Raw genomic sequence first — 23,235 nt, forward strand, 5'->3', positions numbered from 1 at the left:
CTTACTATTGAATATAACAATTTGGAATGAATTTCGTCATGAACAAGAAAGTGCTGAAGTAAAAAAAGTTTATCCTGAAGGTATTCATAAAGCATTAGCGTCTTTTCTAGAGCATGAACACCAAGTTAAGACGGCAACACTAGATGAACCCGAACATGGTCTGACAGACGATGTATTAGCGAATACAGACGTGTTAGTTTGGTGGGGGCATAAAGCACATGATGAAGTCGATGATATTATTGTAGAAAAAGTGAAACAACGTGTGTTGGATGGCATGGGTCTTGTTGTGTTACATTCTGGACATTTCTCGAAAATTTTCAAAAACTTAATGGGCACTACGTGTGACCTTAAGTGGAGAGAAGCAGATGAAAAAGAACGATTATGGGTAGTTGATCCGACACATCCGATTACTGAAGGCTTAGATTCATATTTTGAATTAGAGAAAGAAGAAATGTACGGAGAGCATTTTGATATCCCAAGCACCAGATGAAACAGTATTTATTAGCTGGTTTGAAGGCGGAGAGGTCTTTAGAAGCGGAGCGACTTTTAAAAGAGGTAATGGCAAAATATTCTATTTTAGACCAGGCCATGAAAGTTATCCGACATATTATAATGCCAACATTCAACAAGTCATCAAAAATGGCGTGAAATGGGCATGCAATACCAATACACCGAAACATCAGTATGGCAATGCTCAACCGTTAGAGGAAATAAAAGAAAAATAGGGTTGGGAGTTTGGTTACTATGGAGAATGTAGAAAAATTAAAAATCGGCATTATTGGTTGTGGCGGTATTGCGCAAGGTAGACATATTCCAGCATTTCAAAATTTAAGTCATCTTGCTGAAATTGTGGCAGTGCAAGACGTCAATCAAACACTAGCAGAAACAGTAGCGGATAGATTCACAATTGGTAAAGTGTTTGAAAGTTATGAAGCTATGTTTGAAAAGGTTGATGCCGTAGCTATTTGCACGCCGAATAAATTTCATGCAGAAATCAGTATTGCCGCTTTAGAATCAGGGGTTCATGTATTTTGTGAGAAACCAATGGCGATGAATCAAATAGAGAGCGAACAGATGGTTAAAGCTGCTAAGCGTGCCGGCAAATTATTGGCAATAGGCTATCACTATCGATTTACGGATGCCGCAATTACCGCAAAAAATGCTGTAGATGAGGGTGTGGTTGGTGATGCACTCGTCACACGTGTACAAGCTTTACGTAGGAGAAAAGTACCAGGTTGGGGTGTGTTTACGAATAAAACATTGCAAGGTGGCGGCAGCCTAATTGATTATGGATGCCACTTGTTAGATTTGTCATTGTGGTTATTAAAAGATGTCGAACCCGTTGAAGTGATTGGCAAAACATATAACAGACTAAGTAAAACGCCGAATCAAATCAATGATTGGGGAGAATTTGATCATGAAACGTTTGATGTAGATGATCATGTCACGAGCTTTATTACTTTTGAAGACCATTCAACGATGCAATTTGAATGTTCTTGGTCAGCAAATATTAAAGAAGATACAAAGCATATAAGCATTTCAGGGGTAGACGGTGGCTTAAGTTTATATCCTTTTGAAATTTACCAACCAAGGTTTGGCACATTTTTTACAGAACAAGCTGATGCGGCACATGATGAAGAAATTGCGGCTCAGAGACAAGCGCTTAATTTTGTGAACAGTTGTCTAGGCCATGAAGCGTTAGTCGTGCAACCTGAACAAGCGCAAAAAATTAATATATTAATAGATGCAATATATCAAAGCAAGCACAGAAGGACATAGTATTCGATTGTAATGTTTTAAAATTTTGAGGAGGGTTTAATTTATGAAAATTGGTGTGTTCTCAGTATTATTTCAAGATAAAAAATTTGAAGAAATGTTGGACTATGTAGCCGATGCGGGTGTTGACATGATTGAATTAGGTACTGGAGGTAATCCAGGTAATCAATTTTGCCCTTTAGATGAATTATTAGAAGATGAAAGTAAAAGAGCTGAATATTTAGAGCAAATACATCAACGTGGTTTAGGCATTAGTGCTTTTAGCTGTCACAATAATCCAATTTCACCAAATCAAGATCATGCACAAGATGCACATGATACTTTGTTTAAAACAATAAAATTAGCGGCATTATTAAATGTGCCAGTGGTTAATACTTTTTCAGGCGTAGCTGGCTCAGATGAAACAGCAAAATATCCTAATTGGCCAGTAACGCCATGGCCGACAGCCTATTCTGAAATATTAGAGTGGCAATGGGAAGAAAAACTAATTCCTTATTGGAAAAAAGCAGCACAATACGCAAAAGAACAAGGTGTCAAAATTGCGATTGAACTACATGCAGGCTTTTTAGTACATACACCTTATACGTTGTTGAAATTAAGAGCAGCAACAAATGATGCGATTGGTGCTAACTTAGATCCTAGTCATTTGTGGTGGCAAGGTATCGATCCAGTTGCAGCGATTAAAATTTTAGGTCGTGAAAATGCCATTCATCATTTTCATGCTAAAGACACATACATTGATCAAGAAAATGTAAATATGTATGGTTTAACGGATATGCAACCTTATGGCAATGTACAAACGCGTGCTTGGACGTTTAGAACTGTAGGCTATGGTCATAACCCACAAGTATGGGGAGAAATCATTAGCGCATTGAGAATCAATGGCTATGATTATGTCGTAAGTATCGAACATGAAGATCCGATTATGTCGATTGAAGAAGGCTTTACTAAAGCAGTAAATAATTTGAAATCAGTAAATATAGAAAATCCAGCACCAGATTTATGGTGGACTTAAAAGTCGATGAAGTGAGCTTAGTATGCGAATATAAAAGCATATACTAAGTTCACTTTTTTATTTATAAGACAACTTGAATCAAGTCATGATAGGCAAACAGTATAATTAAAAACTTGAAATTTCCGCTAAAAAGAGTAAAATAATTAGAGTTGTAAATACAAAAAAATCGCGAATGCGTGCACATATACATATTAAATCAGTATTGAATTTTTGAGTCTGTATATTATTAGAAAGGTGAGGGTGTAGTTGCAAAACAAGTTTCTGATTTGTGATGATTGTCAGGGTGTGGATTGTAAATCATTAGAAAAAAAGCTGACGAAATTAGACCCTGAAGCTGAAATAGAGATTGGCTGTCAGTCCTATTGTGGGCCAGGTAGACGAAAAACATTTGCATTTGTTAATAACCGCCCACTCGCCGCACTAACAGAAGAAGAACTCATGGAGAAAGTAATGAAACAGTTACAAAAACCGAGAGATCCAGAAGAAGAAGAACGTTTGAGACAGCGTAATGAACTGCGTAAACGCCGTAAAGAAGAGCAAGATAGAAAACTGAAAGAGAAACTCGCACAGCGAAAAAGTGCGAAATAACATATAGATGTAGTGTTTATAGTGACACTATTTGAAAGTGGATCGGCAGTGGTGAGACTTAGGAATTTAAGTTTCACTGCTGTTTTTTTATTTTTTATGGAAATGTATGTTGTTCTGGTCCGAGCAATTTATTTAATATATTAGAATTATCATGATAAATTCTATAAAGATAGTATTATATTTAGTTCATTTGTTGATAAAAGTAATGAAATGATTTAAAAATACAATTTCTTTATGAAACTACTCATAAAATGAGCTAAAAAGGGTAAATACAAATTATGAAGTTAGTGAAACAATTAAATTTTAATGGTTATTTGCACATCGATGTTTAGATAACTTTTTATTAAGATGTGCATAAGATTGTTCAATATTATTGCGAGGCTAACGAGCATAAATATAGAAATCGTATTTTAAAATACGTGATTCATATTTAATATAAGGAGCTGAAGAAGTTTGGCGGAAAAAGTACAATTAGGTAAATCAGATGTTAAAGTATCACCCATTGCTTTAGGAACGAATGCAGTAGGGGGTCATAACTTTTATAATAATTTAGATGAAGAACAAGGGAAAGAAACTGTACGTACAGCAATTAGAAATGATATTAATTTATTAGATACGGCGTTTATCTATGGACCTGAACGTTCAGAAGAACTTGTTGGCGAGACAGTGAAAGAATTTACTAGAGAAGAATTTGCGATAGCTACGAAAGGTGCACATTATTTTGATGAAGATGGGAATGTACAAATCTCTAATGATCCAGAATTCTTAAAAGAACAAGTGGCACAAAGTTTAAAACGTCTACAATTAGACTATATTGATTTGTATTATATTCATTTTCCAGATGAATCAACACCTAAAAATGAAGCGGTTGCAGCTTTAAAAGAATTGAAAGACGAAGGCAAAATCAAAGCCATTGGTGTTTCGAACTTTAGTTTAGAACAATTGAAAGAAGCGAATAAAGATGGCTACGTGGATGTCGTTCAAATGGAATATAATTTATTGAATCGTAAAAATGAAGCGATTCTAGAATATACTTCAGAAAATGATATTACATTTATTCCATATTTCCCATTAGTATCAGGTCTTTTAGCTGGTAAATATACAGAGAACACGAAATTTGATGATCTTCGTGCCGAAAATCCAGAGTTTCAAGGTGAAAGATATCAAGAAAATTTAGAAAAAGTAGATCAACTCAGAGTGATTGCTGATAATCATAGAGTAGATGTAGTACATGTTGTATTAGCATATTATCTTACTAAACCATCATTAGATGTGATCATTCCAGGAGCCAAACGACCAAACCAAGTCGTGGATAATTTAATAACCCTTGATTTTAAATTAACAAACGAGGAAATAGAAAAAATAGAACAATTATTTCCAATAGAATAATAATATTACAGTAGATGGACCATGTAGCGTTTATCTACTTTTTATATTTATAAACTTTAAACCTAAAAATATACATAAATAGTATGTTGGAAAAGTACTATTTTTGAGCAAATAATTTAATTTATTAATGTATTTTCATTTATCTGTTTAATAATGACATTATTTAGTGTAGGATTATTAATTAAGTTTACCTAAATAATGAAATGTATAATTATAAAGCTCAACAGATATATTATTAATTTAGTAGTAGAAGGAGATTATTATGATCACAGTTTTATTCGGGGGCAGTCGACCAGAGGGGAATACTGCTCATTTAACTAAGGCGGCCATAGCAGGATACGACTACGAATGGATAGATTTAACACAATATCAATTAAATCCAGTTAGAGATGTAAGACATGATAATAAAGTAATAGAATCATATAATGATGATTATAAAGAGATTATTGATAAAGTATTAGCGAGTGAAACGATTATTATTGCTTCGCCGGTATATTGGTATAGTTTATCGGCATCAGTAAAAGCATTTTTCGATCATTGGTCTGAAACATTAATGGATCCCAATTATAAAAATTTTAAAGAAGAAATGGCAAAAAAAGATTTTAGATTAATCATCGTTGGTGGCGATTTCCCGAAAGTTAAAGGAAAACCATGTATCACTCAAGTGAAATATAGCTTGGAATTTATTGGTGCAACGTTATCAGGTTATATTATTGGTACTGCTGAAAAGCCAGGCGATATTGAAAAGGACGTTTACGCATTAAAACGTGCACAAGAATGGCAACAAACATTAGGCGAAAAGTAAATATATAAAAGATAGTTTGAGCAAATGATTTATGTTGTTCAAACTATTTTTAATCTAGATAGATAAAGTATTTTGAATACTAAAATTATGTTATAATGTAGCTATTATTACCTATCTAAATAGGGGGAGAGCAACATGCATAAAGTAAGAAAAGCAACTGCAGAAGATGTTGTCAGCATCAGAGATGTAGCAACAAAAGCGTGGTATAATACGTATTTAAATATTTACGCAGCTAAGACAGTAAATGAATTATTGGCTGCTTCATATAATGAACAACATTTACTTAAACGTTTAGAAGATCAATTGTTTTTAGTAGTTGAAGAAGACGAAAATATTATTGGTTTCGCTATATTTATTTATGGTACTGAATTATTCTTGTCTGCACATTATGTGAGTCCATCATGGCAACACCATGGTTATGGTTCTAATCTATTGTCTGAAGGCATTCGCTATTTTAAAGATGATTATAATGAAGTTTATTTAGAAGTAGATAATAAAAATGATGAGGCTATGACATTCTATCAACAAAAAGGTTTTGAAAAAGTACGCTCATACACACATGTAATGTACGGTGAAGCAATGGACTTAGCGTTGTTACGTAAGCCATTAAAATAATCTGCAAAGTATAGGGTATGAACAGGAGGACTACATTGACATTTACAACTTATGCTACACAAAAGTTACCTGAAGAAAAAGTTTTTAAAGACCCGATTCATAGGTACATTCATGTCAGAGATCAAGTGGTTTGGGATTTAATCAAGACGAAAGAATTTCAACGCTTACGTCGTATTAAACAATTAGGCACTTTATATTTATCATTCCATACGGCAGAACATAGTAGATTTGGGCATTCGCTCGGTGTATATGAAATTGTACGGAGATTGATTGATGATTCATTTGATGGTCGTGAAGCGTGGAATAATGATGACAGACCGTTAGCATTATGTGCCGCATTGTTACATGATTTAGGGCATGGGCCATTTTCACATAGTTTTGAAAAAATATTTAACACGGATCATGAAGCATTTACACAAGCGATTATTACAGGACCAACTGAAGTAAATGAAGTATTGAAACGTGTCTCAAATGATTTTCCACAACAGGTTGCAGATGTAATTAATAAAACGCATGAGAATAAATTAGTGATTTCTATGATTTCGTCACAAATTGATGCAGATAGAATGGATTATTTACAACGTGATGCTTATTTTACAGGAGTATCCTACGGTCAGTTTGATATGGAACGTATTTTAAGATTAATGCGCCCGTCTAAAGATGAAGTGCTTATTAAAGAAAGTGGTATGCACGCAGTAGAAAACTTTATTATGAGCCGTTACCAAATGTATTGGCAAATTTATTTCCACCCAGTAAGTCGAGGTGGGGAAGTATTATTAAATAATTGTTTGAAACGTGCGAAGCAGTTATATGAGGAAGGCTATACATTTAAGATGCATCCTACAGATTTCATACCGTTCTTTGAAGAATCCATGACAATTGAACAATACGTAGATTTAGATGAAGCGGTGGTATTGTATTATTTGAAAGCATGGGTGAAAGAAGATGATGAGATTCTAAGTGATTTATCTCGTCGTTTTATTAATCGCGACTTATTTAAATACATGCCGTTTGACGGTTCGATTATTACAATTACAGAATTAACCGATTTGTTTATACAAGCAGGTATAGATCCAAATTATTATTTTGTAAGCGAATCGTTCTCGGATTTACCATACGATTATGATAGACCAGGATCAGATAGACAACCTATTCATTTATTGCGCCGTAATGGTAAAATACGTGAAATTAGTAGTCAGTCATTAATCATTCATAGTATTACTGGTATAAACAGAGAGGATTATAAATTATATTATCCTAAAGAGTTTATTACTGAAATTGAAGATGAAAATATAAGCAATGCGATTATCAGTATTTTGAATGAATTAAATTAGCGATTAACCAATACGAGTAAAGTGTTGGCAATGGAATGATCGTATTGAATACAACTTTTAAAAACCATTTAAGTATACATGAGGCGTATTGTGGTTTTAAAATAGAGCTTAGATATTACAAGTAATTATGAAACTTATTTTATGGGAGGTGTTTGCTAGTGGCTGAAAGCAAAGGTTTTAAATTTAACATCATTAAGAATGACCCACTAGATGGACATAAAGGTACGAATATCGGTTCAATCAGTTTAGATAACGTAGCGCCTGTCTTTATCGATGTTCAAAATAAGGAAGCCTTTATTGATATTGGTGGTATGCATGCGCGCGCAAGTGTCGAAAAAGGTGTTAAGTGGATAAAAGAAAAAGAAGTCGTTGAAGGTGAAGATGCTAAAGAGTATTGGTTGTGTCGGGTTACGACTGAACGAGGCGAAAACGGTCCCTACTATGCAGGTGTTACAGGCTGTTATTTAATGGTGAACAAAAGTATTCGTAGAGGATATAAAAGCATGCCTGAACATGTCAACATGATGGATAAATCTATGAAACGTCAAATAGAAATTGAACACATCGGTGAAGAAAACAAACAAGTTTTAAAAGATTTTCTGAAAGCACATGACATTGAGATGTGGAATAATTCTGAACAAGCTTTGCATGACGCATTAGACACTAAGTAAATTTAATGTAAGTAACATCTAAGACATTTTGGTTTTAGATAAAGTAGACAGCCGAATTGTTTGAATTCTGGCTGTTTTTATTATGTAAAAGCAACTGAATTGTAAGTGTTGCATGTAAAATCTAATCAGCTATTTTTATATTACTGCTGACTTCGGCATGTGAAAAGAAATTTTATATTTTCAGTTAGTATGAAATTAACGTTTTGAAAATTGTTTTCGCAACTGTATTGCTTATTTCAAGTATGCTATAATTGTTTGTATTATTTTAAAGATTAGGGTGAAACGCACATTGGAAAACAATGTTAATATCCAGACGAAACAAATTGTTAAACAATTTGATAATAAAGAGAAATTTTCGCAAAAGACACAAGGATCTTGGCAAAAACGCAATGCTGAATTTATCCGATATCAAGAAGAAATTAATGATGTTACTGTAAATGTGACGGTGAAAATTGAGGAGTCAGGTGTCAAAATCATTCGCAACGGTGAAATTAAAATGATTCTTCATTTCGTTGAAGGTGAAGATACGATTACTTTATATGAAATTAGTGGCGGACGCATCCCACTAACAGTACGCACACATTCCATTTTACATTTTGTTACGCCTGATGGTGGCAAATTGAAAGTACATTATGATTTAATTCAAGATGAAGAGAAAATGGGATCTTATCAATATGAAATTACTTATAAGGAGACACCATAATGAACATAATTGATCAAGTCAAACAAACGTTGGTTGAAGAAATTAAAAACAGTATTCAACAAGCACAACTTGCTGATACAACTGAAATTCCAGAAATCAAAATAGAAATTCCTAAAGATAAAAGTAACGGTGACTATTCAACAAATATTGCAATGGTCTTAACAAAAATAGCAAAACGTAATCCACGTGAAATCGCACAAGCTATTGTAGATAATTTAGATACAACAAAAGCTAAAGTAGAAAAAGTAGCTATCGCAGGACCTGGATTTATTAATTTTTATTTAGACAATTCGTACTTAACTGCAATCATTTCTGAAGCAATGGATAAAGGTGACAAATTTGGCCATACTGAAGAAGCTAATGGTAAAAGTATCTTAGTAGAGTATGTTTCTGCAAATCCAACAGGTGATCTACATATTGGACATGCGCGTAATGCAGCAGTTGGAGATACATTGTCAAATATCTTAGAAGCAGCAGGCTATCAAGTAACAAGAGAATACTATATCAACGATGCTGGTAATCAGATTACGAATTTGGCGCGCTCCATTGAAGCACGTTATTTTGAAGCGCTTGGTGATGATTCTTTTGAAATGCCAGAAGGTGGATACCACGGCAAGGATATCATTAATATCGGTAAAGATTTAGCTGATAAACAACCTGAGTTAAAAGACCTTTCAGAGGACGAACGTATAAAAACATTCAGACAACTCGGTGTCGATTATGAAATGGAAAAATTAAGAACAGACCTGTCTGATTTCAATACGCACTTTGACAGTTGGTTTAGTGAAACATCTTTATACGAAAAAGGCGAAATTAAAAAAGTTTTAGATAAAATGACAGAACTTGGTTATACGTATGAACAAGATGGTGCAACGTGGTTACGTACGACTGATTTCAAAGATGATAAAGATAGAGTATTAATCAAGAAAGACGGCAACTACACGTACTTCTTGCCAGATATCGCTTATCATTTTGATAAAATTGAACGTGGCAACGATGTATTAATCAACTTATTTGGCGCTGACCATCACGGTTATATCAACCGTTTGAAAGCATCGTTAGAAACATTCGGTGTAGAAAATGACCGCCTTGAAATCCAAATTATGCAAATGGTTCGATTAATGCAAGATGGACAAGAAGTGAAAATGAGTAAACGTACAGGTAATGCAATTACGTTACGTGAAATTATGGATGAAGTTGGCGTAGATGCTTGCGCGTTATTTCTTAACAATGCGTAGTCCGGATACACATTTTGACTTTGATATGGAACTTGCGAAACAAGAATCTCAAGACAATCCAGTGTATTATGCACAGTATGCACATGCACGTATTTGTTCGATTTTGAAACAAGCTGAAGAAAGAGGCATTAAACCTTCAAAAGAAGCGGATTATTCATATATCACAAATGCAAAAGCAATCGATTTATTGAAAAAAGTAGCCGAATTCGAAACAATGATTGAAAGCTCAGCAGTTCAAAGAGCACCTCATAGAATTACGAATTATATTCAAGAGTTAGCTTCTCACTTCCATAAATTCTATAATGCGGAAAAAGTATTAACAGATGATGTTGAAAAGACAACAGCGTTAATCGCACTTATTAATGCAGTCAAAATCACAATGCATAATGCATTAGATTTAGTCGGTGTTAATGCACCAGAATCTATGTAAGTAAAAGTCTAAAGTGATAAGATTTGATTAACGAGAGTGAGTAATAGATTTGTATGGATCAGATAGTGTAACAACTCATCCAATAACAAATCGTTGCTCGCTCTTTTTTTATAAATGAACTACGAGCAATTACAAAACTTAAAATTGAAGAGAGGTGGATATATGATGTTGGATACAAAAACGTTATATCAACTATTATATGAGCATATGGGTCCTCAGGGTTGGTGGCCTGCAGAATCAAAAATAGAAGTTATGTTGGGCGCGATTCTCGTTCAGAATACGAATTGGCGAAATGCAGCATATGCAATTGAATCTTTAAAGCAAGCAACACATCTAGAACCACAGCACATCTTGAATTTAAAGTTAGAAGCGTTACAAGTATTAATTAGGTCGAGTGGGTTTTATAAAAACAAGGCACAAACCATACTCTCTTTATTAACTTGGTTGGATCACCACGATTTTGATTATCAGGAGATTAATCATCGTTATAAACAAGACTTGAGAAAGACGTTGTTAGAAATTAAAGGTATTGGTAGTGAGACAGCTGATGTACTCATCGTATATATCTTTGGAGGTGTTGAGTTTATAGCAGACAGTTATTCTAGAAGACTATATCGAAAATTAGGATATACGCAAACTGACAGCTACGAACAATTAAAGCGACATATTAAATTACCAGATGACTTTTCAAATCAAGATGCTAACGAATTCCACGCATTGCTAGATAATTTTGGCAAAAATTATTTTAACGGTAAAATAAACTCAAAATATACATTTTTAGATGCTTATTTTGAAAATGAAACAAGTGGTTGACCTTCACGTAACGTAATACTACATACTGCGTTATAGGAGGCGAGATAATTGAAACAACAATTTAGTCCGAAAGACATCGCACATATTACTGGTGTAAGTACGCGCACATTGCATTACTACCATGAAATAGGTCTGTTAATACCCAATCAAGTTTATGAGCAAGGCTATAGGTCATATAACATGGAAAATCTAACGAAACTGCAGCATATTTTATTTTTAAGAGCGCTAGAATTAACATTAGAAGAAATAAAACAATATTTTGAAGGCACTATCAATGAAAAGAATAAAATACTCGGTACACGTTATGAAATTGTTTTAGATAAACGTAATCAATTCAATCGTATTTTGGAGAAATTAGATGAACATTTTAAAAATCATAGTCATGAAGCGCTAGATATAGAAGACTTCAGTGGATTTGATTTAACCAGTCAGTATGAGCGTGAAGCATACAACAAATATAAAGATTCTAATTATTATAAAGCATTTGAACAAAGTAACGCTCGAAAGCATAAACATCAGCAACAATCGAATAATGACAAAATTAAAACACAACTTGAAGGTTTTTTTGATAAAATGAACCAGTTGCAAAATGAGGGCATCACACCTAATCAAGCAACTGACAATATAGAAGCATTTAAACGTATTTTATCGATGCAAGTGACTAATTGTGATAACCAATTTATTGAATATATGGCACTTACGTATGAGCAAGATGAACGATTTATAAAAAATATTAACAAAAATCGTAACGATGATTTCCATCACTATTTGATTCAAACAATGCGTATATTTGTTAATAAAGAAGATAATTCAAATTAAATTTGTATGCCGTTGAATTTGTTTATAACATATGACACAAATGCTTAACTAGACGAGGCTGGGACATAAATACATGTCTCAGCCTCAACCATTTTATTGGTTTTACACTCAAATGTGAATTTATAGAAAAAAATTAGCATTGATAATTAAAATTGAGCTAAATTTTGATATGATAAAGAAAAGTATGAACTAGGAGATTACGACGTGAAAAGACCTTATAAAATTTTTTATCTTTTTATTGTTTTAGTATTTTTATTAGCAGCTTGTGGGACAAACGAAGAGCAATCTAAAGAGAAAGCACAGAATTCGGACAAACGTTCTTACGACAGAATTATATCATTGATGCCGAGTAATACTGAGATATTGTATGAATTAGGATTAGGAAATAATATCGTGGGTGTCTCGACTGTGGATGACTATCCGAAAGAAGTTAAAGATAAGCAACAGTTTGATGCAATGAAATTAAATAAAGAATCCTTATTAAAAGCAAAACCAGATTTAATTTTAGCGCATGAATCACAGAAAACAACAAGTGGTGACATATTAAATACGCTTAAAGATAGTGGCGTTAAAGTAGTCTATGTGAAAGATGCACAATCACTTACCGAAATGTATAATACCTTTAATCAAATTGGTAAGGTGACTGGTAAAGAGGATGAGGCTAATGCGCTCATTAAAGAGACAAAACAAAATATTAAAGAAGTGAAAGCATCAGTACCGAAAGATGCTAAACCACAAAAGGTGTTTATGGAAGTCTCTTCCGAACCAGAAATATATACAGCAGGTAAACACACATTTTTTGATGATATGTTGAACCAATTAAACGCAACGAATAGTTTTTCGAATTTAGAGGGTTGGCAAAAAGTAAGTAAAGAAGCAATTATTAAGAAAAATCCAGATGTTATGATTTCGACAATGGGTATCTCTAAAGCCGAATACCAAAAAGCGTTGAACCATCGTGGCGGATTCAGTGACATAAAAGCAGTGCAACACAATCATGTTGAAGCTGTGAATGGCGATCAAATTTCACGTCCAGGGCCACGTATTGATGATGGACTAAAAGCTTTGAAAGAAGCCATTTACAAATAATAGGTATCCGCGCATTATCCATATAGTCGTACAATCTTGTACTTATGAAATTCCAGTTGTTTATTTGGAGAGGTGTAGTGTTAAGCCTAAACAGATGGTATTGTAATAATTGAAAGATTTCATTGAAAGCGTGGCAAAAAAATGAAGTACTATAAATCAATCATAATATGGCTAACAGTACTCATTGCTAGCATATTGCTAAGTTTATTATGGAGTATTGGTGACATCAGTGACGCATTGACTCAAACGATTCTCTTTCAAGTTAGAATACCAAGAACACTACAAGCTTTGCTTGCGGGTATTGGCTTGACACTTGCTGGCCATATGTTTCAAACATTATTGAATAATCCATTAGCGGATAGTTTCACATTAGGATTAGCGAGTGGTGCAACATTTGGGTCAGGCTTGGCTGTCGTCTTAGGCATGTCATTTATATGGTTACCGATCTTTTCAGTTGCATTTAGTATTATTACATTGGTTTTAGTCCTTGCTCTAACGATGGCGATGTCGAGAGGTTATCCGATTAGAACATTGATATTATCAGGTATTATGATAGGTGCTTTATTTAACGCCTTTCTATATATACTCATTATATTTAATCAAAATAAAATGAATAATATTGTCAATTATATGTTTGGTGGATTCTCTTCAGCTGAATATAACGAAGTGGTATACATTGGCACAGTGTTACTCATTGGTGTTATTATTTTATTAAGCATGATTTCTAAAATTAAAATATTACAACTTGGCGATTTACGGGCCAAATCATTAGGTTTAAATGTTCAAAGTATGACATATAGCGTGCTGTTGATTGCTTCAATTTCAACTGCAGTAATCGTTGCTTATGTTGGTGTTATTGGCTTTATTGGTATGGTTATACCCCAACTTGTACGGCGACACAGTGGACATTATGATTTAGGACAACAAATGATACTTAATATGATTATTGGTGGTACAATTATGGTGCTTTCAGATTGGTTGGGCAGTGTTGTTTTAGAACCATTCCAAGTACCTGCAAGTATTATACTGGCTTTACTGGGTATTCCAGTATTATTCTATATCATGATTACACAACCACGTATGTATGAATAGTGAAGTATAAATAGATGAATATATGTCGCTAAGCATGAATTAAAGTAAAAGTTTGAATTAAAGAGGTAATGATGATGGACTTAACACAAGTAAAAGCGGTCGTCTTTGATTTAGAAGGTACACTGTTAGATCGAAAAAAATCTCGCGAAAAATTTATTGAAGAACAGTATGAAAGATTTCATGACTATTTAGTACGTATACAACTTGCAGATTTCAAGAAAAAATTTATAGAATTAGATGATGATGAAGATCATGATAAACCAGAATTATACAAAGCAATTATTAAAGATTTTCACGTTGATCGCTTAACATGGAAAGACCTATTTAATGATTTTGAAATGCACTTTTATCGTTATGTATTTCCTTATTATGACACACTTTATACACTTGAAAAGCTAACAAGTAATGGCTATCTCACGGGTGTAATCGCAAATGGAAAGTCGAAAATCAAACAATTCCGAATGCATACTTTAGGTGTAGAAGATGCGATTAATTATTTGTCTACATCTGAAACAGTAGGCTACCGTAAACCACATCCTAAGATATTTGAAGATATGTTATCCCAACTAGGGACAAAACCAGAAGAAACGATGTATGTGGGTGATGATCCATTGAATGATGTTGCACCCGCGAGAGCGATGGGAATGATCAGCGTTTGGTTTAAGGAAGATGATGAGGTTGAAGTAGAACCATTACCAGAAGAAATAGATTTTACAATTAGGAGCACTGAAGAATTATTAACAATATTATCTATAGCGAAGAAAGGAAGATAATCAATGAATTTATTTACAACAAAAGATGGCGTCGCTTTGAATTACAGAACAAGTGGTGAGGGCAATGCTATTGTTATGATACACACTGCCTTAGATAATTTATCTATATACAAGGAGATTGAAAATGCTTTCAATAAAACGCATCAAGTTGTGCTTATTGATTTAAGAGGTCATGGTTATTCAGATAAACCAAATGATATTGAATTTAAAACATATGCAGAAGATATTAAAGCGTTATTAGATTATTTATATATTCCAGAATGTGCAGTAATTGGTCATGAGTTAGGCGGCTCAGTTGCTGCCTCATTTGTTGCTCAATATCCAGAGATGACAACGACACTGACATTAGTGAATCCAACGCTACTTAACGAAATAACACCTGAAGAACGTTTGTATCGCAAATATTCGGATACAGTACGTAATTGGGAACAAGAAGCGCAACAAAAGTTTTTTGACAAGCATTTATATTATTCAAAACGCGCAGCTAAAAAAGTTTTAAAACAAGTAGACGATACCAATGCAATTGCTACGAACGCTGAATTACAGGCAGTGAAGGAATCATTTAACAATAATCATATTATGCATTATTTAGGAAAAATTCATTTACCAACTTTAATTATCGCCGGACAGCATGGCGAAAGAACAACCGTTGTAGAAGCTAAAGAAGTGGGCGACTATATTGGAGATGTTTCGTTTGAAGTGTTCGAAAAATCAGGTTTATATCCGTTTATAGAACAAAAAGAAAAATTCCTGGACGTTGTAAGAGATTTTATTAAAACAAATGAAAAAACAAAAATATAGTATAGCCTGTATTTATATTACGAAATGATATGAATATGTAATCTTTTTGTAACATCCCTGTTAATTACGTAATATTTATAGTACACTGTTGATGAGCACAAAATAACTTATAAATAGAAGGAGAGAGTGCTTATGAAAAAAATATTTGCGGCAGTTTTAGTTTCAGGGTTAGCGTTTTCTGGAATTGGTGCAGGTAGTGTGGATGCGGCTTCAGGTAACTCTATCCAAAATGTTAAGGCATTGCAAGAAGGAGATACAACATTAGAAGGTGCAACACTAGGCGAGTCTATTCAAAGTGTATTGAAAAATAACAATACACCAGTCTATTCTCATCGACCTGATGACAATGAACATTATTATGAATTTAAAAAAGAGAATGGTGTACTTATTGTAACTACTGACGGTAAGAAAAATGAAGGCGAAATTACTCGTGTTTCTATGAGTTATAATGATACTGATGGCCCAACTTATGATGAAGTTAAAAATGAAGTCAGCAAAGATGCGGTCGCACGTGAGCATTATAATAACGTAACTGGTAATTTTGGTTATGTGCAAGATGATGAAGCTTCATATCAATTCAGTTCGTCATCTCCAAGTGATAAAAACATCAAACTTTATCGTATAGATATTGGTGAATAAGTATTACTTGTAGCATTTAAAAGAATAATTTGACCGGCAAGTGTGAAACTATATACTTGTCGGTTATTTTATTGTTAAAATAAGTGTAAGTATGAGATTATAAATTAAATTATAATAGTTATAGTTCAAATATTATTAAAGGAGCTTGTCATGAGAGTTAACGACAAAGTACTAGTGGAAAACATTAATGATTATTTCACTCATAAAGGTCTTTCTCCAAATTTAATAGATGATATTAAAGTGAAATTGAAAAAAGATTTTCAGAAATCTGAAGAAAAAGATGAAGATTATATTGAATATAGAAAAAAATCACCTGCTGAAGTGATTTTGACGATACAACGTAATTTATTTACATTACAATTGAATCCTATTGTGTTTTTTATACTTAATTTTATATTGTTATCGTATTTATATGATAAACAATTTGTGCCATTCCAAGCGAGCAACAGGATTGTCTATCTTTTATTGTTTAATTATCTTACCAATTTCGATTTTTATATATTTGCGTATTGATTGGAAAAATTATCTTTATAGTAATAAAGTCGAAAGAATAATAGGATTAGTAGTGGCAGGAGTGTCCTTTATTCTCATTATTGCACACGCGTTTAATATGAATTTAGGCATCGTAGCAGTGACAGTATATGGGCATCAAGCCGTCTTTTTTGTAGGTATTATATTTAGTATTGCAGGTCTTTATTTTAGAAGATTAGAATTTACTGGTATTGGTTTACTACTTTGTCAAAAAACAATAGACGCTATGATTAGCAGTCCTGAAATTGCTCAAATTGGATCCATCGTTATTTGGTTCTTGCTATTAATTGTTATTATTTATTACACAATTCGTATTTCATCTAGAAATTAAAGTGAAAATAGTATATGTGAATATATTTTTAGAGCTCTCTTCAAGACGTTAACTGAAATCCTTCGTTAACTTGAAGGGAGTTTTTTGTTAGTTGGCACAGAAAAAAATAATAAATTAATAAACGATATATTCTGACAAAAACAAAAATAATAGCGTAATAAACATGAAATAAGGGTATATTACTTCTGTAAAGGGAGGTGGCCCATAATGATAAAAATCGAAACAAGTTGTAACAACGAGATAGCATATATCCGTGAGGGTCAAGGTTTTCCTGTTATATTAATACATGGACTAGATAGCAATATGGCTTCTTTATATAACTTGAAAGATGCATTGAAAAATAAATTTGATGTTATTGTTTATGATGTGAGAGGGCATGGTAAATCTTCCAAGCCGAACTCCTTTAATTTAGAAGATCATGTTGAAGATTTAAAAATATTAATGAAAAAATTAGATGTTGAAGTAGCACATTTAATTGGACATGATATGGGTGGCTTAATAGCTAAAAATTTTACTAATAAATATGAATCAATGGTTGCATCATTAACTTTAATTGCATCTAATCTGATAGATAGTGTACACGGGTTAAATAAATTAATGATAGAACATCAAGACGAAATAGAAGGCTTTGATAAATCTGAAGCACTTATTCTACTATTACCGTATATGTATAAAGACCAGGAAAAAGCGAAAAAATGGTTTCAAAACCAGCTCATTTATAGTAGACAATCAGCCGAAGATAGTGCTTGTTGCGACAAGAGCTTTAATGGGATTTCCAGTTTTTAATAAAGATATTGAGATTAAACATGTTAATGTACCAACTTTGCTAGTTAATGGGAAATATGATCCTTTATTTATGGGGGAATCAACGAATAGATACGATCATGCGTTTCAAACTTTAACTATTTTAGAATTTAACCAATCCGGTCATGCGCCGCATATTGAAGAACCCGAGCATTTTGTAGAAGTGTATTTAGATTTTATTAGCACTTTGAAATATCAAAAGAATGATTTAGTATAAATGCTTCTTGCAAAGTCGTTTTAAAATACGCGTTGTTATTTTATATAGTATAGATACTGCAATGCTTTTATTTCTTTATGAAATACTGTTGATATATGTCTCAGGACTTTATCAACGGTATTTTTACTATTTGTAAGGAATGAAGATTTTGAAGATGTGTTGGTAACATGCAAAAGGCAAGTACATATAAAAAGGGATTTTCCAATATATTGGAAAATCCCTTTAAAAATAAGTTGAATATATTATAGAAACTTGTTTGATTGTAGAAATTTAAAGTAACTTAAACTTCTTTTTCGTCGTTAGCTTCTTTAATACGATTATTAACGCGAGTTAATAATTCATTTATTTTTTTACGTTGTTTAGTGTTAACTAAGATTAATACAGTTCTTTCATCTTGTTCGTTACGTTTCTTATCAAAATAATCTTCTTGAGATAAGTTTTTAACAGCTTTAACAACTTGTGGTTGTTTGTAATTCAAGTGATTGATGATATCTTTTAAATAATATTCTTCACTTTCATGCTCGCTAATGTATGTTAATACAGCGAACTCCTCGAAACTTACTGAAAATTCTTTTTTGATAATACCTTTTAGTTTGTCAGCATATGTGACCATAGCTAATAATTCAAAGCAATCATTGATTTTGGTGATAGCCATCCTAATTCCTCCCTATTCTAAATGCCCAATCAAATATACATATTAATAATTTTTTTGTATGATTATTTGTCTTAATTCAAAGTTAAATACAAAGTGTTTGTCATAATTTGTGGCTCGATTATATTTAAGTGAAATATATTAAAACCACTATTATTTAGTTTATTATAACTAAATAAAAATAGAAAGTAAACAAAAACATGTTTAAGCGTTACGTTAATGATTTCTATTATTAATTCAATTCTTTAAATACCAATACGCTAATCAAAATTTATTTTTCTGTTTTTCAATTTACCTTCATATGATAAAAAGGCTAAATAATCTCAATGGATTTTAAAATGATAACTTTTTATAACGTGTACGTCTAATTTTCGGACAGCACTGTATCAGCATTTCTAGCTATGACATCTCCTTGATTTAAACCTTCAAGAATTAGTACATCTTTGTTATTACCCGAATTTTGTGTTTTAATAACCCGTTTTATAAATTTTTTATTTCTTTGTATGAAAACAAATTGCTTATCATGTATTGCTGTTTTGGGAATTTCAATGATGTGATTAGATATTTCTACTTTGAAATGCTTACCTAAAACAGCGTTAGAATTTGAATTTATCTCAATTAAATATTTGGAATTTTTAGTTGATGGGTCTATATCTATTGGGAATTTAGAAATATAAGTCACTTCACCGTCAAATGTTTGCTGATTATTGTCTTTAATAGAAACTTTGTCTTTTAAATGAAGCTTATCAATAAGGAATTCATCAATTTCAGCTTTGATTATTGTAGTAGGATCATAAATTTGCATAACAGGAGATTTAGTTAGATTAGGCCATGATTTATTAATATGGACGATGCCAGTCGCCGGAGCATAAACTTTAATACGAAGTCGTTCTTGGAGTTGTGAGATTTGATTTTGTAAGCGTAATACTTCTGATTGTATCAGGGGAGTGGAAGATTTATTGTTTTGTTTTAATTGTGCAAGGTATTTTTGCTTACTATTAATTTGTTGCTCAATACGTGGATTGTAATATTCAAATAGAGGTTGGTTTTTTTCTATTTTGTCATGTGACTTAACGAACCAATCGTTAATATAACCTTTATGGGGTTCATAATGAACTGGAAATCGTTGCGCAGGTTCTTGCTTTCCTATAAAGGTATAGGGTTTATTATAGGTTATTTTCAAAGTATCAATAGGATGTTCTGGTTTACTTGTGACTATTTTAATTTTGAAATAGTAAAAACTTAGGGCGCCGATACTACAAAGTATTATCAACAGAGTAAATAAAACAATGATTTTCTTCAATGATGTCACCTCTTGATGTATTGATGATTTGATTATACAGCGAAAAGCAGGGATTTTGTTATAAAAAAAGAAGTCATTTACTAAATGTTAAAAGTAAATGACTCGAGAGAACAATTTTTTAAAATAATCTCAATAAAATGATACCAATCATTATGGCAATAATACCGAAAACTTTTCTCTTAGTGATTTTATTTTTATATGTACCCAGCAAACCGAAATGATCTATGATAATACCCATTAACATTTGACCTAGCATAACAATAATTGTAGTCAATGCGGCGCCAAGGTGAGGCATTAAAATAATATTCGTGGTCACAAATATCACACCTAAGATACCACCGATAAAGTAAATAGGCTTAAGACGTCCTTCTTTAGGTGTGAAAGTAGTAAGTTTAAGACTTCTATTAAAAATTAAAGTCAAAATAAATAATACGATTGTACCTACTGTGAATGAAATCAGTGAAGCCATTACAGAGGAATTTATTTGTTGACCCAATGCGCTATTAATAGCAGTTTGAATAGGTGGACAGAAACCAAATATAAATCCAATGATTAACCAAATATAAATTGAATTATTTTGATTTTTATCTTTTGGGTTTCTACGAACGTAATTCATCAGAATGATACCGAAAATTAAAAAGATAATACCCAGTACTTTAAATACTGTAAAGGCTTCTTTATCAGCTCCAAACCAGCCAAATGTGTCGATTGTTACACCCATAATGATTTGACCAACTACAGTAAGCACTACAGTAAGGGATGCACCTAAACGAGGTAAAAGGAGTAAGTTTCCAGTTAGGAAAATGACACCAAGCATACCACCGACAAACCATATGTAACTAAAAGATTGGTTGCTGTAAAATTGTGCAGTAAAGACATGAGGATTCGTTATAAGATTGATTAAAATTAAAAAGATTGTACCTGTAGCAAATGAGATTGTTGACGCATAGAATGAAGACTTTGTATAAAGGCTTAGTCTAGAGTTGATTGAAGTTTGGAATGGTACAACCATACCTGCGATAATCCCAATAATATATAAAAGGAACATTAAATCACGCTTTCTATTAGGATAATTACATTATATAGGAAAGGTTATGTTTTTCCTATGTTTAAATTATTTAAAAGAATATGAGCTTTTTAGTTTATTATGATGTACACAACACAGAAAATATAATAGAATACGTATGTTAATGGTTTTTGGGAAATAAGATTAACAACTATGAAGTAATAATAACTTTATAATAATAATAGCTTTTGAAGAAGTGAGTGACTAATTATATTGAAACAGCTTTCCATAATTCGACTAACAGATGAGGAAACTTTTTTTGTTGGAGCAGGAAGTAATGATGGCATTAAGAAAAATCAATTTATAGAAGTGTTGAATCCAAGAAGATCTTATAAAAATTTAGCTCAAATTGTTGAAGTGTATGATAAATATGCAATATGCAAGAAGTTAGGTAAGAAAAAGATATTTTTTGGTGATAAGGTTAGATTGAGACCCTTTAGAAATTAATGGTATAATTGAATAATATTGTGGTTAACTAATGTGCTGTATAAACAGTCAATTTTCTGCATAAAAGGAAGGCCTGAAACGTTTGTTTCAAGCCTTTTTTAGTTAATCATCTAACTCAATAGCTTTATATTGAGAATCAACTAATTTTCAAATAGAACGTTGGTTGTCTTATCTATTAATTGGGCACCAAATACTTTTGTGGGGATGCCTGTTTTGGGTCTCAAAATATCAAGCGTGATTAATTTATTCATGCCATCTTTAACTGTACTTTCATTTACTGGATGTTCAATCTTAGGTAGTTGCAATTTGATAGTTTTATTCACAGCATCATTGAAAATAAGTTCTAATGTTTGGGACATCATGTCATTCTCCTCCTTAATTAATTATTTCAGTTTTAATAACTTCTATAGTGTCAAAGTGCTCTCCAGTAATTTGTTCAATAATAGATTTGAAGCTTTTTATTTGTTCGGGTGTTGATTCTGTATTTAAATTTGCGAAATGACGCTTGAACTTTAAAGCTTTTCCATCTTGATCGTACAAAACACGGGATAATGTGACTGCAAGCTGTTTAATTTGATTCATTTGCTTAACCTCCTTTCACTATATATATCGAATAAACATGTTAAAATGGTCAAAATTTTTTTGAGAAATTCGGTTTAAATACTTCCATGTGACATAAATATCATATATCATTAAATAAGAAACATTCAATTTGTTAAGAGGTGAATATATGAATCAAGTGGACCCTATAAGGGATATAAAAGAGATAAAGTCTATGTTTGATGTATTAAGTAATAAGTCGAAACGAGATTATTTATTATTCAAGTTTGCAATACATACTGGCGTTAAACTTTCCGAACTACTAAATCTTTGTGTGTCAGACGTCAAAGACGAACACGATGATATTAAGCTGTATTGGCTAGAGGACCACGCTCCCAATATTCATATTAGATTACCCGACACGTTGAGGAATGAATTAATGATCTTTATTACTGAAGAAGATCTGAAAAATGATGAGCTATTATTTCAATCAAATAGAACTTTAAAAGGTCTATCAAGACAACAAGCATATCGTATTATCCATGCTGCAGCTGAAGAGTTAGGCATGCTACATATTGGTTTGACGACGTTAAGAAAGACATTTGCTTATCATGCTTATCAATCTGGTATATCTATTTCTATTATTCAAAAATATTTAGGTCATCAAACAACTTTTGAAACGATGAAATTCATAGGTATTTCTGCAAAGACTACTAAAACAACAATAGCTTTAAATTTATAAAATATAATTAAA

General features: G+C 32.4%; 23 protein-coding genes and 4 pseudogenes. 22 read left to right on the forward strand and 5 right to left on the reverse strand.

The genetic code is table 11. The annotated features are described in order from the left end of the window. Positions 1-7: 7 nt before the first annotated feature. The 20 genes and pseudogenes from ABLV95_RS00770 (at position 8) to ABLV95_RS00865 (ending at position 18,473) form a co-directional block, all read left to right on the forward strand. Positions 8-725, forward strand: a pseudogene (locus ABLV95_RS00770) (ThuA domain-containing protein). 19 nt (positions 726-744) lie between these two features. Next, positions 745-1,779, forward strand: coding sequence for a Gfo/Idh/MocA family protein (locus tag ABLV95_RS00775; RefSeq protein ID WP_460876155.1), 1,035 nt, complete (start codon positions 745-747; stop codon positions 1,777-1,779). 43 nt (positions 1,780-1,822) lie between these two features. After that, positions 1,823-2,791, forward strand: coding sequence for a sugar phosphate isomerase/epimerase family protein (locus ABLV95_RS00780; RefSeq protein WP_427705351.1), 969 nt, complete (start codon positions 1,823-1,825; stop codon positions 2,789-2,791). 246 nt (positions 2,792-3,037) lie between these two features. After that, positions 3,038-3,379, forward strand: coding sequence for a YuzB family protein (locus tag ABLV95_RS00785; RefSeq protein ID WP_002508430.1), 342 nt, complete (start codon positions 3,038-3,040; stop codon positions 3,377-3,379). A 453-nt stretch (positions 3,380-3,832) separates the two neighbouring features. Then, a complete protein-coding gene (locus ABLV95_RS00790; protein WP_427705349.1) occupies positions 3,833-4,768 on the forward strand; it encodes an aldo/keto reductase in 936 nt (311 codons plus the stop codon). 262 nt (positions 4,769-5,030) lie between these two features. Further along, positions 5,031-5,573: a flavodoxin family protein gene (locus tag ABLV95_RS00795; protein ID WP_069815127.1), complete on the forward strand. Its 543-nt coding sequence runs from the start codon at positions 5,031-5,033 to the stop codon at positions 5,571-5,573. 135 nt (positions 5,574-5,708) lie between these two features. Continuing rightward, positions 5,709-6,188 (forward strand): GNAT family N-acetyltransferase, encoded by a 480-nt coding sequence (locus tag ABLV95_RS00800; protein WP_069815129.1) that lies wholly within the window; start codon positions 5,709-5,711, stop codon positions 6,186-6,188. Positions 6,189-6,205: 17 nt separating this feature from the next. Continuing rightward, positions 6,206-7,522, forward strand: coding sequence for an HD domain-containing protein (locus ABLV95_RS00805; RefSeq protein WP_176721520.1), 1,317 nt, complete (start codon positions 6,206-6,208; stop codon positions 7,520-7,522). Positions 7,523-7,680: 158 nt separating this feature from the next. Beyond that, positions 7,681-8,193 (forward strand): YwhD family protein, encoded by a 513-nt coding sequence (locus ABLV95_RS00810; protein WP_460872381.1) that lies wholly within the window; start codon positions 7,681-7,683, stop codon positions 8,191-8,193. 289 nt (positions 8,194-8,482) lie between these two features. Continuing rightward, on the forward strand, positions 8,483-8,896 hold the full coding sequence (locus ABLV95_RS00815; RefSeq protein ID WP_069832620.1) for a YwiB family protein: 414 nt from the start codon (positions 8,483-8,485) through the stop codon (positions 8,894-8,896). Then, positions 8,896-10,564 (forward strand): annotated as a pseudogene (gene argS / locus ABLV95_RS00820) (arginine--tRNA ligase). Before ABLV95_RS00815 ends, argS begins: the two are co-directional and overlap by 1 nt. Before the next feature lie 165 nt (positions 10,565-10,729). Next, entirely contained in the window at positions 10,730-11,377 is a 648-nt protein-coding gene (locus ABLV95_RS00825) for an endonuclease III domain-containing protein (protein ID WP_427705347.1), read from the forward strand. Between the two features lie 48 nt (positions 11,378-11,425). Further along, on the forward strand, positions 11,426-12,196 hold the full coding sequence (locus tag ABLV95_RS00830; RefSeq protein ID WP_460876159.1) for a MerR family transcriptional regulator: 771 nt from the start codon (positions 11,426-11,428) through the stop codon (positions 12,194-12,196). 204 nt (positions 12,197-12,400) lie between these two features. Further along, positions 12,401-13,285: an ABC transporter substrate-binding protein gene (locus ABLV95_RS00835; RefSeq protein ID WP_069832624.1), complete on the forward strand. Its 885-nt coding sequence runs from the start codon at positions 12,401-12,403 to the stop codon at positions 13,283-13,285. A gap of 141 nt (positions 13,286-13,426) precedes the next feature. Continuing rightward, the gene (locus ABLV95_RS00840; protein WP_427705342.1) at positions 13,427-14,377 is read left to right on the forward strand and encodes a FecCD family ABC transporter permease; all 951 of its coding nucleotides are present in this window, start codon (positions 13,427-13,429) and stop codon (positions 14,375-14,377) included. Positions 14,378-14,451: 74 nt separating this feature from the next. Further along, positions 14,452-15,150 carry an HAD family hydrolase gene (locus ABLV95_RS00845; RefSeq protein ID WP_069832626.1) on the forward strand — a complete coding sequence of 233 codons (699 nt, stop codon included), beginning with the start codon at positions 14,452-14,454 and terminating at the stop codon, positions 15,148-15,150. Positions 15,151-15,153: 3 nt separating this feature from the next. Then, on the forward strand, positions 15,154-15,951 hold the full coding sequence (locus tag ABLV95_RS00850) for an alpha/beta fold hydrolase (protein WP_427705339.1): 798 nt from the start codon (positions 15,154-15,156) through the stop codon (positions 15,949-15,951). Between the two features lie 132 nt (positions 15,952-16,083). Further along, entirely contained in the window at positions 16,084-16,590 is a 507-nt protein-coding gene (locus ABLV95_RS00855) for an SA0570 family protein (RefSeq protein WP_460872386.1), read from the forward strand. Positions 16,591-16,740: 150 nt separating this feature from the next. Next, positions 16,741-17,452 (forward strand): annotated as a pseudogene (locus ABLV95_RS00860) (hypothetical protein). A 207-nt stretch (positions 17,453-17,659) separates the two neighbouring features. Then, a pseudogene (locus tag ABLV95_RS00865) lies at positions 17,660-18,473 on the forward strand (alpha/beta fold hydrolase). A 280-nt stretch (positions 18,474-18,753) separates the two neighbouring features. Here the strand turns inward: ABLV95_RS00865 and sarA are convergent. From sarA to ABLV95_RS00880, 3 genes are all read right to left on the reverse strand, one after another. Further along, positions 18,754-19,128: a global transcriptional regulator SarA gene (gene sarA / locus ABLV95_RS00870; RefSeq protein ID WP_057512962.1), complete on the reverse strand. Its 375-nt coding sequence runs from the start codon at positions 19,126-19,128 to the stop codon at positions 18,754-18,756. A gap of 361 nt (positions 19,129-19,489) precedes the next feature. Further along, positions 19,490-20,428, reverse strand: coding sequence for an efflux RND transporter periplasmic adaptor subunit (locus ABLV95_RS00875; protein ID WP_427707556.1), 939 nt, complete (start codon positions 20,426-20,428; stop codon positions 19,490-19,492). Positions 20,429-20,546: 118 nt separating this feature from the next. Further along, positions 20,547-21,476: a DMT family transporter gene (locus tag ABLV95_RS00880; RefSeq protein ID WP_460876162.1), complete on the reverse strand. Its 930-nt coding sequence runs from the start codon at positions 21,474-21,476 to the stop codon at positions 20,547-20,549. Between the two features lie 231 nt (positions 21,477-21,707). Here ABLV95_RS00880 and ABLV95_RS00885 point away from each other — a divergent pair, with 231 nt between their 5' ends. After that, the gene (locus tag ABLV95_RS00885) at positions 21,708-21,941 is read left to right on the forward strand and encodes a hypothetical protein (protein WP_069815159.1); all 234 of its coding nucleotides are present in this window, start codon (positions 21,708-21,710) and stop codon (positions 21,939-21,941) included. A gap of 140 nt (positions 21,942-22,081) precedes the next feature. Here the strand turns inward: ABLV95_RS00885 and ABLV95_RS00890 are convergent, their stop codons facing one another. Next, complete coding sequence (locus ABLV95_RS00890) at positions 22,082-22,300, reverse strand: DUF2922 domain-containing protein (RefSeq protein WP_069815340.1); 219 nt, start codon at positions 22,298-22,300, stop codon at positions 22,082-22,084. Between the two features lie 16 nt (positions 22,301-22,316). Continuing rightward, on the reverse strand, positions 22,317-22,523 hold the full coding sequence (locus tag ABLV95_RS00895; RefSeq protein ID WP_069815161.1) for a sigS mRNA-stabilizing protein SroA: 207 nt from the start codon (positions 22,521-22,523) through the stop codon (positions 22,317-22,319). Positions 22,524-22,671: 148 nt separating this feature from the next. On the opposite strand from ABLV95_RS00895, the gene ABLV95_RS00900 reads away from it, so the two are divergent. Beyond that, on the forward strand, positions 22,672-23,223 hold the full coding sequence (locus ABLV95_RS00900; RefSeq protein WP_427705332.1) for a tyrosine-type recombinase/integrase: 552 nt from the start codon (positions 22,672-22,674) through the stop codon (positions 23,221-23,223). The last annotated feature ends 12 nt before the right edge of the window (positions 23,224-23,235 follow it).

The organism is Staphylococcus sp. Mo2-1 (genome assembly GCF_046721385.1).
Lineage (GTDB): Bacteria > Bacillota > Bacilli > Staphylococcales > Staphylococcaceae > Staphylococcus > Staphylococcus equorum_A.

What these genes read in the sequence shown, in the direction of transcription:
- ABLV95_RS00775 (WP_460876155.1), top strand. Translation starts at nt 745, where the DNA reads ATGGAGAATGTAGAAAAATTAAAAATCGGCATTATTGGTTGTGGCGGT.
- ABLV95_RS00780 (WP_427705351.1), top strand. Translation starts at nt 1,823, where the DNA reads ATGAAAATTGGTGTGTTCTCAGTATTATTTCAAGATAAAAAATTTGAA.
- ABLV95_RS00795 (WP_069815127.1), top strand. Translation starts at nt 5,031, where the DNA reads ATGATCACAGTTTTATTCGGGGGCAGTCGACCAGAGGGGAATACTGCT.
- ABLV95_RS00800 (WP_069815129.1), top strand. Translation starts at nt 5,709, where the DNA reads ATGCATAAAGTAAGAAAAGCAACTGCAGAAGATGTTGTCAGCATCAGA.
- ABLV95_RS00805 (WP_176721520.1), top strand. Translation starts at nt 6,206, where the DNA reads ATGAACAGGAGGACTACATTGACATTTACAACTTATGCTACACAAAAG.
- ABLV95_RS00825 (WP_427705347.1), top strand. Translation starts at nt 10,730, where the DNA reads ATGTTGGATACAAAAACGTTATATCAACTATTATATGAGCATATGGGT.
- ABLV95_RS00840 (WP_427705342.1), top strand. Translation starts at nt 13,427, where the DNA reads ATGAAGTACTATAAATCAATCATAATATGGCTAACAGTACTCATTGCT.
- ABLV95_RS00845 (WP_069832626.1), top strand. Translation starts at nt 14,452, where the DNA reads ATGGACTTAACACAAGTAAAAGCGGTCGTCTTTGATTTAGAAGGTACA.
- ABLV95_RS00850 (WP_427705339.1), top strand. Translation starts at nt 15,154, where the DNA reads ATGAATTTATTTACAACAAAAGATGGCGTCGCTTTGAATTACAGAACA.
- ABLV95_RS00855 (WP_460872386.1), top strand. Translation starts at nt 16,084, where the DNA reads ATGAAAAAAATATTTGCGGCAGTTTTAGTTTCAGGGTTAGCGTTTTCT.
- sarA (WP_057512962.1), bottom strand. Translation starts at nt 19,128, where the DNA reads ATGGCTATCACCAAAATCAATGATTGCTTTGAATTATTAGCTATGGTC.
- ABLV95_RS00880 (WP_460876162.1), bottom strand. Translation starts at nt 21,476, where the DNA reads ATGTTCCTTTTATATATTATTGGGATTATCGCAGGTATGGTTGTACCA.
- ABLV95_RS00890 (WP_069815340.1), bottom strand. Translation starts at nt 22,300, where the DNA reads ATGTCCCAAACATTAGAACTTATTTTCAATGATGCTGTGAATAAAACT.
- ABLV95_RS00895 (WP_069815161.1), bottom strand. Translation starts at nt 22,523, where the DNA reads ATGAATCAAATTAAACAGCTTGCAGTCACATTATCCCGTGTTTTGTAC.
- ABLV95_RS00900 (WP_427705332.1), top strand. Translation starts at nt 22,672, where the DNA reads ATGAATCAAGTGGACCCTATAAGGGATATAAAAGAGATAAAGTCTATG.